Below are 13,776 nucleotides of genomic sequence, written 5' to 3'. Positions count from 1 at the left end.
TGAAAGCGCCGCCGTAGGACCGCACATTTTTAAATAAGAGCGGCGCTCGCGTTTGCGGGCTGTTCTACCCAGCTATGCATGGCCCGCGCAATCAGCGCGCAAACAGCGAGCGTGCCAGAGACAACGCCCAGTGACGAAGACGTGTGGGCATGTGCATTAAAGCCGGTAAGGAATGCAAACGCCGCCATTTCCCACTTCGTGGCGATCTTCTTGTCGTGTGTCATTTTTCAGTGAGCCGTGGTGGCGTTGCAGCCGAAGGTTGTATGGCGCCGAAAACTACAGGAAGCGTTCGGCGCAGACCAGGGGCGTTTAGTTCTCGATCACCGGCGCATGCACGGCCGCGATCGACTCGTGCGCGGTTGCAGTACGTTGTGCGGCCTTGTGGACCATCGTGTAGGCATAGTCCACGCCCATGCCGTAGGCGCCCGAGTGCTCCTTGACGAGCTTCATCACCGCGTCATAGGTGTCGCGGCGCGCCCAGTCGCGCTGCCATTCGAGCAACACCTGCTGCCAGGTCACCGGTACCACGCCGGCCTGGATCATGCGCTGCATGGCGTAGTCGTGCGCTTCCTTGCTGGTGCCGCCGGAGGCGTCGGCAACCATGTAGATCTCGTAGTCGCTGTCGTGCATCGCGGACAGCGCGAAGGTGGTGTTGCAGACCTCGGTCCACAGGCCGGCCACGATGATTTTCTTGCGGCCATTAGCGGCCAGGGCGTCGCGCACCTTTTGGTCATCCCAGGAATTCATCGAGGTGCGCTCCAGCGTTTCCTTGCCGGGGAACACGTCCAGGATCTCTGGGTACGTATAGCCGGAGAACGACTCGCTCTCTACCGTGGTGATGGTTGTCGGCACGTCGAAGATCTTGGCCGCCTTGGCCAGGCCCACGACGTTGTTCTTCATGGTCTGGCGGTCCATCGACTGCACGCCAAAGGCCATCTGGGGCTGATGGTCGATGATGATCAGTTGGCTGTTGCGCGGGGTCAGGACTTGCAGTTTGGCGTTCGACATGATTTTTATCCAAAAAATTTGATTCAACGATTCGCGTTTTGTCTGGCAGAGATGATTCGGGCTGGCCTGTCTATGTGCAGAACTATACCGACTGCCCCTTTCCAGAAAGTGGCCTATCTCTGCAATAGTTATTCAAAATAATTGAATTTAGTTCATTGAGGCGCGAGAGGACTCTGTCCCAGTGGGTCCATCGCCCTTGGACGACGCGCCACAGGAGTTCCGCGGTCTCGCGCGTCATCGTCTTCTTGTCAGTGCGCACCTTGTTTAGGTAGCCGGGTAACCAGCCGATTGTTGAAAATTTCCGCGCGACCGATATAGCGCGACAAATAGGGAGCACTCCTTCAGGTCCCCACGAATGGACAACCGACGTAGACCGCCCAATCACATTTGCGTATGCAAGGCACTGCGTGAAGACGGGAGGATGGCCAGAGTCGTCACCGAAGAACTGCAATCGAACACCGGCGATGCGCCACGTCGAGAGCGTCGAAGTCTAGGCGGCAGAGCAGTGGGAAGGCCCCGTACCGCAGGAAAAGGCCGCGGCGGTATGCGCGCCGCTTGTCGACCCTGCGCGGCGCGTACATTGTCACCGGCTCGTCTACAAGGCTCTCAGTGCGCGGCAAAGGAAGTGAGCGGCGCGAACCGCCAGGTCGAAGGACGGGTCACGCGCCAGCTCGCGACCGGCCACGCAAATGACCCAGTCCCCCTTTTTGCGTTCGCAGCGCATTGTCTGGTCCTCCATCTGATCTGAGAACCAGCGCCACAATGTCGCGTCTTGTTCATTGGCATGGACCGCCGCTTGGAGCTGGGCCATCTTCAAGTAGATGTTGCCATTCATGGAAACTCCGTGATTGTTCATCCCGTGTTTGTCTCAAGTGCCGGCTTAGCGCAGCCAAATGTTGACTTGGGGTTTGCGCACATTATTCGGATGAGTCCACAGTTTCCATCGTCTTCTGGTATGAGTGGCCCACATGCTTGGCGCGTTCGTAACCGGAAAGGACTGGTGCACAAGTGCTTGACTCGCCCCCGGCTACATGAAATCGGACTGCCCGCGGAAGCAAACTTCATCGGACGATGTCAGAGAAGTGATGGAGGCCCTGGGCTACCGCAAGACGTTCGTTTCGGTAAACCTCCGGCCAACGTCCAATTTGCGGGGCCGGGCGGCGTCGCAAGAGGTGTATTCGGCAGCCGGGCCGGCAAGAGTGCCGCGATCAGCCTGACGATCGGGGGCGAAATCAGCAGCCTTAGTTCCTTCATGCTTGGCGATGATGGTATGTTCTCCAAGCAATCGTTTGACTGTAGGAAGGCGGGCGCTTTTCGAGCTGCCAGCGTCAACGGTATTTTCAGTAACGCAAGGTCGCCCGGTCGTGTTTGGCTTGGCGCGACGATCATGACTACCTGGCCATGCGACTCTCCACATCTACTCACGAATCCGCCAAGCCGGCCATTCAGCGCGACTCATTGGGTTGTTTGTCGGAGGCATTGCGATACGATCAGGCGCTTGCCGCCGGCGATCTCCATTTCTATCGCAAGAGTTCCGTGATTGAGCGGATGAGTCAGGTAGTGACCCCTGCTTCAGCACGAGGGTTTCTGGTTGGCGTCTCCCTGATGGAAGGCCATCGTCGACGCATTTTCCGTCCGAATCAGGCGAACATGCATGCATTCGAGGCAGGCTCCATCTATCTGCGGAACTTCCAGGATGACTACAAGGCGGATATGTATGGGACGTTTGATTTCGTACTCATCGAACTGCCGCGCCCCTTCATGGAGCGTACAGCCCTGGAACTCGGCTGCCCCGCAGGTCTTGAACTGCGACATGCCGCGGCGCAGACGGACGCCGTGCTGGCCCATCTCGCCCAGGCACTCCTACCCGCGCTCGCGCGGCCTGAAGGCGCCAGCAGGTTGTTTGTCGATCAACTCGGACACGCGATCGGCACATACCTGGTCGAACACTATGGAGGTGTCAATCGGAAACGCATTCACTCCATGGGCCAACTTTCGCCTCGCATACTCGCGCGGGCGCAGGAGTTCCTCGCGGCGCGACTTGACGACGGAAACGTGTCCATTGCGGCGGTCGCTGATGCGTGTCAATTATCCCGAAGCCATTTTTCCCGGGCATTTCGGCAGAGTACTGGCAAAACACCACATGAATGGCTGCTTGAGCGTCGCCTCGAGCGCGCGGCGGCACTGCTGCGCACCACGGACTTGCCGATAGCTGGGATCGCTGCGTCGTGCGGCTTTGCGGATCAGAGCCATCTCACACGCAGTTTCTCCAAGAAGCTTGGCCTGACGCCGGGTGACTGGCGGAGCGGTCGGCAGGACTAGGCACGCCTGGGTGCCGGCACTCGCCAGCCATTATCTGGCCCGCGCTGAGCACAAAACGACAATAGAGCGCACACGTGTTCAAGCCAAAGGGCTGGTGTAACACTACATTGCTGCCGGGCGCGTCTTATCTCCCCGCATGGAGCCGTGGGGTGATTCGCGCCTCTGATGTCGATGCTACGTGGAGGCCCTACCGTGACTGCTGTACTACCGATGCGCGCCGAATCAGCGCCGCAGGACGACGCGGTGGTCCTTGTTGTCGATGATGACTTGCAGGTGCGAAACGCGCTGGGAAGCCTGTTTCGTTCAGTCGGCATTCAAGCCGTGCTGCTCGGCTCCGCCGCCGAGCTTTTTGCCTTCGGCTTCCCAGATGCGCCTTGTTGCCTGGTTCTCGATGTGCGCCTGAAGGGGCAAAGTGGCTTGGATGTGCAAGCCCGCATGGCAGAGCTCGGTATTCATATTCCCATCATCTTCATGACCGGCTACGGGGACATTCCGATGACGGTTGCTGCTATGAAGGCGGGAGCACAACACTTTCTTTCCAAGCCGTTCCGTGAACAGGAACTGCTCGATGCCGTCACGGAGGCACTACAGAAGGAGGGCCCGCGACGTGAGCGCTTGTGCCGATTGGCTGCAGTGCGCGACTGCTTTCGCTCCCTGACGCCGCGGGAGAGTGAGGTCATGGCGCATGCCGCATCAGGTTTGACAAACAAGGAGATTGCCGCCGCCATGTGCATCAGCGTAGTGACTGTCAAAGTTCATCGATGCCAGGCAATGCGAAAAATGAGGGCCCGGAGCTTCGCCGATCTGGTGCTACTTGCGCAAACTCTCGGTCTCGTGTTGCTTCCCTTTAAGTCCAAAGCCGATGAACGGCCTGCTATCCGGCTGCAGCCTCGACAGCTTGGAACCGCAACCCTAGCGTAGGGACGGCATCGGGCAGCGTGCGGAGGACGAAGGTCATGTAAGGACGTCTCATCGATCCACTGCACGACACACTTACGATGAAGGAGAGTCCGTCGTGCGAGGCCGTAGTGCTTTTTCAATGCATTGGATGATGTCCGTGTCCTGAAAGGGCTTGTAGAGGACGCACGTTGCACCCAATGCCCTGGCACGCTGATCAAATCCCTCATGCGCAAATGCAGTCATGAAAATGACAGGCATATCGAGATTGCGTGCGCGCAGCGCCTCTATCAAAGCGAAGCCGTCCATGCCGGGCATTTTCGCGTCCGTGATCACGCAGGACAGGCAAGGCAGCGAAGTCCACCGCAGTAGCTCTTGGCCGCTTCCGAACAATTGCACGCCAAGATCGAGCGAACGCAGCAGCCCCCCCACGGCATTTCGGACGGCGGCATCGTCGTCAACTATTGCGATCGTGGCGAGAGCTATCACACTGACTCCTTGTATACGCGTTGAGCGCTGGCAATGCTCTGCTGGAAGCGTAACGCCAGACCCATGCATACCCTGTCATACGATGGTATTGCCGATCCCCCGGGTGCACGTTCCACGCTACGTTGCGATGAAGTCACGCTGGCCAGGAAAATCAGTCCCCCCGCAATAGTGAGCCGGCCAGCTATTCTGTCCGATTCATACCAAGGTATTACATGCATGGCTGCTTCGAAATGGCACCGCATATGCAAAAAGTCCTTGTGCGTGCGGGCGACCCCGGGACCGTTTGATGATGGACGATTGATGGTAGATAGCGCTATCGGGATTGTCGATGCTGCAGTAGTAGGGGAGCAGCGTCGCTCCCTTAGCCTGCAGTCGGCCTGCTTGCCCGCAGTGACGCGTTTTCTTGCTGAAGTGCTCGAAGGCGCGAGACCTTGCTTGGCTTGGTGCCGCCAGCAGTTCGATCGCAGACCGCAGGCGAGTGCCAGTCTTGCTGGTACCGACTCAAGTTCCCACCCCCTCCCGAGCAGGACAGCGGTGAATCGGTCAGCTCACTTTAGGCAGTTCACTGCACGCCGGATTCCTTCACCATAGGTCGGATCGGCCTTGGTGAAATGCTCAATCTGCACGCGCACGATCTCCTCGGGCACGCCCTGCATTGCCACCGCGATGTTCGCGAACAGCCGCTGCCGCTGGCCGTCGTCGAACAGGCGGAACAGCGCCCCAGGCTGGCTGTAGTAGTCCGCGTCGACGCGGTGGTCCCAGCGGTCCGCGGCACCATCGAGCGCCAGCGGCGGCTCGACCGCCCGCTCGCTCGTCGCGTACTCGCCTTGGCGGTTCGGCTCGTAGCTGAGCTTGCCGCCCTGGTTGCCATCCACGCGCATTGCGCCGTCACGGTGGAAGCTGTTGTGGAACGGGCATTTCGGCGCGTTGACCGGGATCTGGTGGTGGTTGATCCCCAGGCGATAACGCTGCGTGTCGCCGTACGAGAACAGCCGCCCCTGCAGCATCTTGTCGGGCGAGAAGCCAATGCCCGGCACGATGTTGGCTGGATTCATCGCCACCTGCTCCACCTCGGCGAAGTAGTTCTGCGGGTTGCGGTTGAGCTCCAGCACGCCCACGTCGATCAGCGGGTAGTCCTTGTGCGGCCACACCTTGGTCAGGTCGAACGGATTGACGTGGTACTTTGCCGCGTCGGCCTCCGGCATGATCTGCACGCGCAGGTTCCAGCGCGGGAAATTCCCTTTCTCGATGTTCTCGTACAGGTCGCGCTGCGCGCTTTCGCGGTCGGCCGCCACGACCTTCGCTGCCTCGTCATTGGTCCAGTTCGAGATACCCTGCTGCGATTTGAAATGGAACTTGACCCAGAAGCGCTCATTGTTCGCGTTGATGAACGAGTACGTGTGCGAGCCGAAGCCGTGGATCTGGCGGTAGTTCTGTGGCAGGCCGCGGTCGCTCATGAGGATCGTGACCTGGTGCAGCGACTCCGGATGCTTCGACCAGAAGTCCCACACGGCAATCGGGTCGCGTAGATTGGTGCGCGGATTGCGCTTCTGCGTGTGGATGAAGTCCGGAAACTTGAGCGGATCGCGTACGAAGAACACCGGCGTGTTGTTGCCCACCACGTCCCAGTTGCCTTCGTCCGTGTAGAACTTGACCGAGAAGCCGCGCACGTCTCGCTCGGCATCGGCCGCGCCGCGCTCGCCGGCCACGGTGGAGAAGCGGATGAAGAGCGGCGTCTCCTTGCCGATTTCCGTGAAGATCGACGCCTTCGTGTACTTCGTGATGTCGTGCGTCACGCGGAACGTGCCGTACGCGCCTGAACCCTTGGCGTGCACGCGGCGCTCGGGAATGACCTCGCGGTCGAAGTGCGCGAGCTTTTCCAGGAACCAGACATCCTGCAGCAGCATCGGCCCGCGCGGACCGGCGGTCTGCGAGTTCTGATTGTCCGTAACCGGTGCGCCCGCAGCCGTGGTGAGAGTGTCTCTGTTCATCGCGAGTCTTCTTGTTGGTGAGGGAGATTGGGGGGATCTTCGTGCCGGAAATCAGTGCACGGATGCGAGACCGGAGGCGGCAGCGGATGAGTCACCCATCTCCGCGCAGGACTGTCCTCCGCACGGTGCACTGCTCCGGCTGTGTCGTGATCCTGCAAAACCAGGAGAGATTAATTGGCGATGCAGGCTATGGCTATTGTCTGTTCGTATTAGCCGGCTGGGTCTTCGGTCTGGTCGCGGACTTCGGAATGCTACTTGCTCAGCTCGGCACTGGTAGCGCGATGGGAGATCCGCGAACGATTGCTAACGGCTAGCACTATTCCTTAGTCTCCAACCTATACCTCGGTGATGCCCCACAAACCGTATGGATGGCTGACAGACCTGGATAATCCGTTGGTACTTTTGAGTGATCAATACCAATGAAGTTATAAGCTTTCCCCGGCTCGATCATGCGCATCGTCGATGCCGGGGGAAGTTCTCAAGGCTCGGTCAGCGGTGGTCTTTTGCCGATTGCAAGCTATGTAGCGGAGGAACGCGAGGGCATCTCGAATTCACTCGTCTGCCAATTCACTTCTGAAGGCTGTTTGCGCCATTGCGCCAAGTCAATAGACTGAGCGCAGTCAGCAATACGGCTGGCAGCATGACACACCAGATCGAGAGCATCGAATAGCCAAGGGCGCCGAGAGCGGCGCCTGATGCGAAACCCGCGAGCGCCGGTACCATCTTCTTGAGCCGGCCGCGTATGGCTTTGCGTTCCGCCTCAGATGCGGATGGCAAGTCCACCAAGTCAATGATAATTTGCGTGGTATTTCCCGTCATGATCGTCGTGGGGCCAAGGTCTGACAAAGACGTCCTGGACAGTGAGTTCTGAATACCCATGGCCACCACGGCAAGCATGCCGGCGCCGACGGCTGCCGGCGTACCCGGATCAGAAATGGGAGAGGCGTGAAGCCCGGCAATGATGAAGAGAACCAGCGCCGCGGCCTCGGCAAATAGCAACAGCGAGGGTGCCGATTGTTTGTTCCGTACGATGCGTGACTCGGTCAGCCTGGCGGCAGCGACCGCCAAGGCAAAAGTCGGCAGCGCAAGCAGTTTGGCGAGCAGGCCCGTCGAATCACCGGCGATGTCGACGCCGATCATCAGGAAGTTTCCTGTCACGTGTGCCGTAAACAGGCCCGTTAGCAAAATGAACCCGACCACGTCTACATAGCCTGCGACAAAGGCCAGGATGCAGCCGAACGCCGGTCCCGAAAGATCAGCGCGGCCGCCCGTGTCGGGAAGCTGTGGGGGTGTCAATGCGGTCTCCCACGAAGGTTGTTCAGCGAACGGTCAGAAGCTGTGCCGCATCGCAATGGCGAACGTCTGCGGGTCGGCGCCGGCCCTGATGCCGATGTTATTGATGGCGAAGTCATAGGTAGCGTTGCTGCGGTTGTTGATGCGGCTGTAGTAAGCGTATAGCGCGGTTCGCTTGGAAAGGGGATAGTCATAGCCGACAGTTACCTGAAATGCGCCGGTTTCCGAACCACTGCGGACGGATCCAATTGTTTCCATAGCCGTGCCGGTGCCATTGCCGACAAAGGCGAAGCCGGCGCGTATGCTACCGGTGCCAAGCTGCTGTATCAGCGAGACATAGTAGCCATCGCGCGTAAGGTCTCCAGTGGCGGTACGGTAGTGCAGGCGTTCATACAGGGCACTGACGCGTGTCGACGGGAACTGGTAGGAAATTCCTGCCTTGATTGCATCGTCATTGCGTCCGCTGGTCTGATAGCGCTGGTGGATCTCATAGGCAAGCGTCAGGTTCAGGTTGCCGTGGTCATAGGCGGTGGCAAAGGAATACAGCGCGGGATTGCGCGGCACCGTTGTCTTTTCTTCCGGCAATCCCCAGGCAATGGCGCCGCTCAAGCCGTGCCACGTCGGCGACTGGTAGTGCAATGAGTTCTTCTGTCGTCGATCAAATGAGCTGGTGTTCTGGACATTGTCGCTGGTAGACGCAGCGCCATTGCCTATCAGCGCCATGTAACCCGCGGTGGTGGGGTAATACGGGTCGTAGCTCTTGGTCGCACTTGTGTATGGTGTGTCCCAGTTGCCCATGAAGAGGGTGCCGTACGGGCTCTGCAGGCCGAGCCGGGTATCTCGTGCGGCGATTTGCCCCGCGCCGTTGTCAATCGACAGGGCGCTTTCGATTTGCCAGATCGCCTTGATCCCGTTGGCCAACTGTTCCTCGCCCCGTAAGCCGAACACGGAGCGGTTATTCGTGAGGCGCGCCGTATTGCCTAGTCTGGTGCCGTCGGTTGCGGTGGTCACGGTCACATACTCGATTGCTGTGTTCAGCCGACCATAGACCGCCACATTGCTGTCCGCCACGGCAGGTGCGGCGGCCGCGGACAAGGACGCTGCCAAGGCGACGTAAATGCGCTGGGGCCCAATTGCGTTAGTACGGCTGGTAAGTGCTTCGGGCTGGTTTCGGAGACGACTCATGGCGTTACTGGTTCCCTTCTTTGCTACGCGCGCGGAGGGCTGCCGACGGTTCAACGGTCGTGTCCGCATTGGGCGGTGTACCCGTAATCTTCGGGACGCATTCGCCGCGGAACCATGCAATGGTGACTGGCTCGCCCGCCAGCATGCGCTTGACCGGCGGCACAACCTGCTCGCCAATCAGCATGCCTAGCAACCCGATCAAAGCAATTGCGGGCGGCGCAGGCGAGCGGACCTGCATCAATGCATAGATGATGCCGACCAGGATGCCGGCGCCAAGGGAGATGAGATAGAGCTTCATATGAGACAAGGTTGGAAACGGGGGATATCGGGGCGGCGCTACGCCGGCGGCAGGCCCAGTCCGTCTTCGCCGCGCGGCAGCCGCATGCGGTTCGGGATCAGCGCGGTAGTATCGTGGCCACCCACAGTACCGCAAACGTGGGTTGGGCCAGCGGGGCAAACGTGCCGCCCGATGCAGGCTTGGCCGCGGAGATGGCAGATTGCGTCACGGTTGTCTCCGCGTGCGAAGGTCATCCCACGCCACGAGCAGGAACCCACCCACCAGGCCCAGATGTTCGAAGAACGCGTTGGCCATCATGAACTGCGCTTCGGGCGGTGCGCTCCAAAACCGGTTGGCCAGGAACGTGGCCATCAGCGTGAACGCCGCCAGCGCCAGTGCGCCGAGCCAACGCCAGAAGCCGGTCAGGATCATTGCCGACGCCCCAAGCTCCAGCGCAATCGTCGCCCCGGCCAGCGGAACAGCAGGCGACAGGCCGAAGTGCTGCATCTCTGTCACGGCGCTGGAGAAGACGAACAGCTTGACCAAACCGCCCTGCAGGTAGGCTGCGCACAGCAAAAGCAGGGCGATCCAGCGCAGCCAGCGAGGCAGCCGGTGGGTATTGTTGCCGGCCGTGGTTAGCGGGGGTGTCGAGATGGTCATGGCCGCTCTCCGATGTGGACAACGTGGATCAGAATGCCCAGCACGAGCAGCCCAGCGCGCCCCAGAACGTGCTTTCGTCCGACGTCGGCACGCCCGAGGTCCAGGCCTTGGCATGCGCATGGGCATGCACGCCGCACGAACTGGCGCAGCCGCACGCGGTGTTCAGCGCCAGTGCGCGCGCCTGGGCCTGCGGGCGCGGCTGGTACTGGCTGCCGTGGCGGGCCGGTGACCAGTCCGGCATCGCGGGGGGGATGTCGAGCGAATGCTTGCCGAATTCGCTGTCGCCATAGACCACCTTGCCACCGAGCACGGTCAGCACCGACGTGATGTCCTGGATGTCGTCGCCCGGTACCGAGAAGTAGTCGGCCGACAACACGGCCAGGTCGGCCAGCTGGCCCACCTTGATCTGGCCCTTCTTGCCCACTTCGGATGAGAACCACGTGTTGGCCTCGGTCCACAGGCGCAGCGCCGTTTCGCGATCGAGCAGGTTGGCCTGTGGATACATCGACATGCCGCCGACGGTCTTGCCCGTGGTCAGCCAGTAAAGCGATACCCACGGGTTGTACGACGCCACGCGCGTGGCATCGGTACCGGCGCCCACCTTGACGCCCTTCTCGAGCATCTTCTTGATTGGCGGCGTGGCTTCGGCAGCCTTGGCACCGTAGCGTTCGACAAAGTACTCGCCTTGATAGGCCATGCGGTGCTGCACCGCGATGCCGCCACCGAGCGCAGCGATGCGGTCAATATTGCGGTCGGAAATCGTCTCGGCGTGGTCGAAGAACCAGTTCAGGCCGTCGAACGGGATGTCTTTGGCTACCTTCTCATAGACATCCAGCGCGCGCGAGATGGTCTGGTCATAGGTGGCATGCAGCCGCCACGGCCAGCGCTTCTCCGCCAGCAGGCGGATCACCGGCTCCAGGTCGCTTTCCATCGACGGCGCCATGTCGGGGCGCTCGACACGGAAGTCCTCGAAGTCGGCCGCCGTGTAGACCAGCATTTCGCCGGCGCCATTGTGGCGGTAGAGGTCGTCGCCCTGGCCTGGCTTGACGGTCGATGTCCAGGTCTTGAAGTCGCTCAGCTCTTCCTTGGGCTTCTGCGTGAACAGGTTGTAGGCCAGGCGCACCGTGAGCTGCCCGTCCTTGTGCAGCTCTTCGATGATGTGATAGTCCTCCGGGTAGTTCTGGTAGCCGCCGCCAGCGTCGATGACGCCGGTCACGCCAAGACGGTTCACCTCGCGCATGAAATGCCGGGTGGAATTCTTCTGGTACTCGGGCGGCAGCTTGGGGCCCTTGGCCAGCGTGGCGTAGAGGATCGTGGCGTTTGGCTTGGCGAGCAGCAGGCCCGTGGGGTTGCCGGCCTTGTCGTGCACGATCTCGCCGCCCGGCGGGTTCGGCGTGTCCTTGGTATAGCCGACTGCGCGCAGGGCGGCGCCGTTGAGGATGGCACGGTCGTACAGGTGCAGGATGAACACAGGCGTATCCGGCGCCGCCGCATTCAGTTCCTCGATGGTCGGCAGGCGTTTTTCGGCGAACTGATGCTCGGTAAAGCCGCCGACCACGCGTACCCACTGCGGCGCGGGCGTGCGTGCCACCTGGTCCTTGAGCATGCGCATGGCATCGGCCAGCGAGCGCACGCCGTCCCAGCGCAGCTCCATGTTGTAGTTCAGCCCGCCGCGGATGATGTGCATGTGGCTGTCGATCAGCCCGGGAATGGCCCGCCGGCCGTTCAGGTCGATCACGTTTGTCTGCGGCCCCGAGAGCTTCATGATGTCCTGGCGCATGCCCACCCCCACGAAGCGGCCGTCGTGGATTGCGACCGCGTCGGCTTGCGGGTTGGACTTGTCGAGCGTGGCGAACTTGCCGTTGACGAGGATCAGGTCGGGAGTCGGGTTCGGGGTCATGGCGAGAAGATCCGAAGAGGCCGCCGCACCGAGGGCGGCAGCAGAGGCGATGAATTGCCGGCGGGTAACTGACATCGCGGCTTAGCTGTTCAGAAAGGCAAGCAGGTCGGCATTGACCTGATCGGCGTTGACTACGCACATGCCATGCGATGCGCCCGGGTAGACCTTGAGCGTGGCGTTCTTGACGATCTTGGCCGACAGGCGGGCCGAGTTGTCGATGGGCACGATCTGGTCGTCGTCACCATGCAGGATCAGCGTCGGCACGGTGATTTTCTTCAGGTCCTCGGTGTAGTCCACCTCTGAGAACTCCTTGATGCATGCGTACTGGCCCAGAATGCCACCTGTCATGCCCTGTGCCCAGAACGCATCGATGGTGCCCTGCGAAACCTTTGCGCCGGGGCGGTTGAAGCCGAAGAAGGGCGTAGTCAGGTCCTTGTAGAACTGCGAGCGGTTCTCCGTCACGTTCTTGCGGATGCTGTCGAACACTTCCATTGGCAGCCCGTTCGGATTGGCCGCGGTCTTGAGCATGATTGGCGGCACCGCGCCGATTAATACCGCCTTGGCCACGCGCTTCGTGCCATGACGGCCGATGTAGTGCGCCACTTCGCCGCCGCCGGTGGAGTGGCCAACCAGTGTGGCGCCTTTGATGTCGAGGGCGTCCAGCAGCGCGGCGAGGTCGTCGGCGTAGGTGTCCATGTTGTTGCCCTGCGCGGGCTGGTCCGAACGGCCATGGCCGCGACGGTCATGGGCGATCACGCGAAAGCCCTTCTGCACCAGGCACAGCATCTGGGCGTCCCAGGCGTCGGCATTGAGCGGCCAGCCGTGCGAGAACACCACCGGGCTGCCCGTGCCCCAGTCCTTGTAGAAGATGCGCGTGCCGTCTTTGGTCGTGATGTAGTGGCCCTGCTTCGTGGCGCGGCTGCTGGCTGGCGCGGCTTGCGCGGCCGTGGGCGTCAGTGCGGCAAGCGACGCCACCGATGCGGCCGCGGCGCCAACAGTGCTACCTACCAGCAGTTGCCGGCGCGATGCATCGATGTTGTGACCGTGTTCCTGGGTGTGTTCAGTTTGCATGATTGGGGCTAGCCGAAAGTTGGCTCGAAATCCGGGATGATTGAGATCGCTGGTTGCATCGGCCTATACACGGAAATCGTGCGTAGGCCGATGACTATCTTCTTCTTGATCAGCGTTTAGCGTGCGGGCACCGGGGCGATGGATTCGTGCCCCGTAGCCGTGCGCTGGGCGGCCTTGTGGACCATCGTGTACGCGTAGTCGACACCCATGCCATAGGCGCCCGAGTGTTCCTTCGCCAGCTTCATGACGGCGTCATAGGTGTCGCGGTGGGCCCAGTCGCGTTGCCATTCGAGCAGCACCTGCTGCCAGGTCACCGGCACCACGCCGGCCTGGACCATGCGTTGCATGGCGTAGTCGTGGGCTTCCTTGCTGGTGCCGCCCGAAGCGTCCGCGACCATGTAGATCTCGTAGTTGCCTTCGAGCATGGCGCACAGCGCGAAGGTGGTGTTGCAGACCTCGGTCCACAGGCCGGCGACGATCACCTTCTTGCGGCCATTGGCGGCCAATGCGTCGCGCACCTTCTGGTCGTCCCAAGAGTTCATCGAGGTGCGCTCCAGCGTCTTCTGGTCCGGGAACACGTCGAGCAGTTCCGGATAGGTGAAGCCCGAGAACGACTCGCTCTCGACGGTGGTGATCGTCGTCGGGATATTGAAGATCTTTGCCGCCTTGGCCAGGCCAACGAC

Annotated in this window: 14 protein-coding genes; 2 read left to right on the top strand and 12 right to left on the bottom strand. The window is 61.0% G+C overall.

Translation table 11 applies throughout. The features are described 5' to 3' along the window. Window positions 1–29 precede the first annotated feature (29 nt). The 3 genes from AB4061_RS07710 to AB4061_RS07700 all read right to left on the bottom strand — a co-directional run bounded on the left by AB4061_RS07710 (window position 30) and on the right by AB4061_RS07700 (window position 1,843). Entirely contained in the window at window positions 30–224 is a 195-nt protein-coding gene (locus AB4061_RS07710) for a hypothetical protein (protein ID WP_441632432.1), read from the bottom strand. Between the two features lie 85 nt (window positions 225–309). Beyond that, window positions 310–1,008 carry a hydrolase gene (locus tag AB4061_RS07705; RefSeq protein ID WP_441632431.1) on the bottom strand — a complete coding sequence of 233 codons (699 nt, stop codon included), beginning with the start codon at window positions 1,006–1,008 and terminating at the stop codon, window positions 310–312. Between the two features lie 595 nt (window positions 1,009–1,603). After that, window positions 1,604–1,843, bottom strand: coding sequence for a hypothetical protein (locus AB4061_RS07700; RefSeq protein ID WP_441632429.1), 240 nt, complete (start codon window positions 1,841–1,843; stop codon window positions 1,604–1,606). A 566-nt stretch (window positions 1,844–2,409) separates the two neighbouring features. On the opposite strand from AB4061_RS07700, the gene AB4061_RS07695 reads away from it, so the two are divergent. Together AB4061_RS07695 and AB4061_RS07690 are read left to right on the top strand one after the other, a co-directional pair. Then, entirely contained in the window at window positions 2,410–3,330 is a 921-nt protein-coding gene (locus AB4061_RS07695; protein WP_441632427.1) for a helix-turn-helix domain-containing protein, read from the top strand. A 210-nt stretch (window positions 3,331–3,540) separates the two neighbouring features. Beyond that, entirely contained in the window at window positions 3,541–4,251 is a 711-nt protein-coding gene (locus tag AB4061_RS07690; protein WP_441632835.1) for a response regulator transcription factor, read from the top strand. A 72-nt stretch (window positions 4,252–4,323) separates the two neighbouring features. Here AB4061_RS07690 and AB4061_RS07685 read toward each other — a convergent pair whose 3' ends face one another. The 9 genes from AB4061_RS07685 to AB4061_RS07645 all read right to left on the bottom strand — a co-directional run. Next, a complete protein-coding gene (locus AB4061_RS07685; protein WP_441632425.1) occupies window positions 4,324–4,716 on the bottom strand; it encodes a response regulator in 393 nt (130 codons plus the stop codon). A gap of 548 nt (window positions 4,717–5,264) precedes the next feature. Further along, a complete protein-coding gene (locus tag AB4061_RS07680) occupies window positions 5,265–6,707 on the bottom strand; it encodes a catalase (protein ID WP_441632423.1) in 1,443 nt (480 codons plus the stop codon). 567 nt (window positions 6,708–7,274) lie between these two features. Next, the gene (locus AB4061_RS07675; RefSeq protein ID WP_441632421.1) at window positions 7,275–8,003 is read right to left on the bottom strand and encodes a YoaK family protein; all 729 of its coding nucleotides are present in this window, start codon (window positions 8,001–8,003) and stop codon (window positions 7,275–7,277) included. A gap of 33 nt (window positions 8,004–8,036) precedes the next feature. Further along, window positions 8,037–9,185 (bottom strand): porin, encoded by a 1,149-nt coding sequence (locus AB4061_RS07670; RefSeq protein WP_441632419.1) that lies wholly within the window; start codon window positions 9,183–9,185, stop codon window positions 8,037–8,039. A gap of 4 nt (window positions 9,186–9,189) precedes the next feature. Then, the gene (locus tag AB4061_RS07665; RefSeq protein ID WP_441632417.1) at window positions 9,190–9,483 is read right to left on the bottom strand and encodes a XapX domain-containing protein; all 294 of its coding nucleotides are present in this window, start codon (window positions 9,481–9,483) and stop codon (window positions 9,190–9,192) included. A gap of 204 nt (window positions 9,484–9,687) precedes the next feature. Further along, window positions 9,688–10,122 (bottom strand): DoxX family protein, encoded by a 435-nt coding sequence (locus tag AB4061_RS07660; RefSeq protein ID WP_441632415.1) that lies wholly within the window; start codon window positions 10,120–10,122, stop codon window positions 9,688–9,690. 28 nt (window positions 10,123–10,150) lie between these two features. Further along, a complete protein-coding gene (locus AB4061_RS07655; RefSeq protein WP_441632413.1) occupies window positions 10,151–12,022 on the bottom strand; it encodes an amidohydrolase in 1,872 nt (623 codons plus the stop codon). Window positions 12,023–12,103: 81 nt separating this feature from the next. Then, on the bottom strand, window positions 12,104–13,093 hold the full coding sequence (locus tag AB4061_RS07650; protein WP_441632411.1) for an alpha/beta fold hydrolase: 990 nt from the start codon (window positions 13,091–13,093) through the stop codon (window positions 12,104–12,106). Between the two features lie 116 nt (window positions 13,094–13,209). Continuing rightward, on the bottom strand, window positions 13,210–13,776 hold a 567-nt coding region (locus AB4061_RS07645; RefSeq protein ID WP_441632409.1), incomplete at its 5' end, for a hydrolase.

The sequence above is a fragment of the Cupriavidus sp. YAF13 genome (assembly GCF_052113425.1).
GTDB lineage: Bacteria > Pseudomonadota > Gammaproteobacteria > Burkholderiales > Burkholderiaceae > Cupriavidus.
The sequence above is the reverse complement of the archived record's forward strand: the minus strand, read 5'-3'. Positions and strand labels throughout refer to the sequence as shown.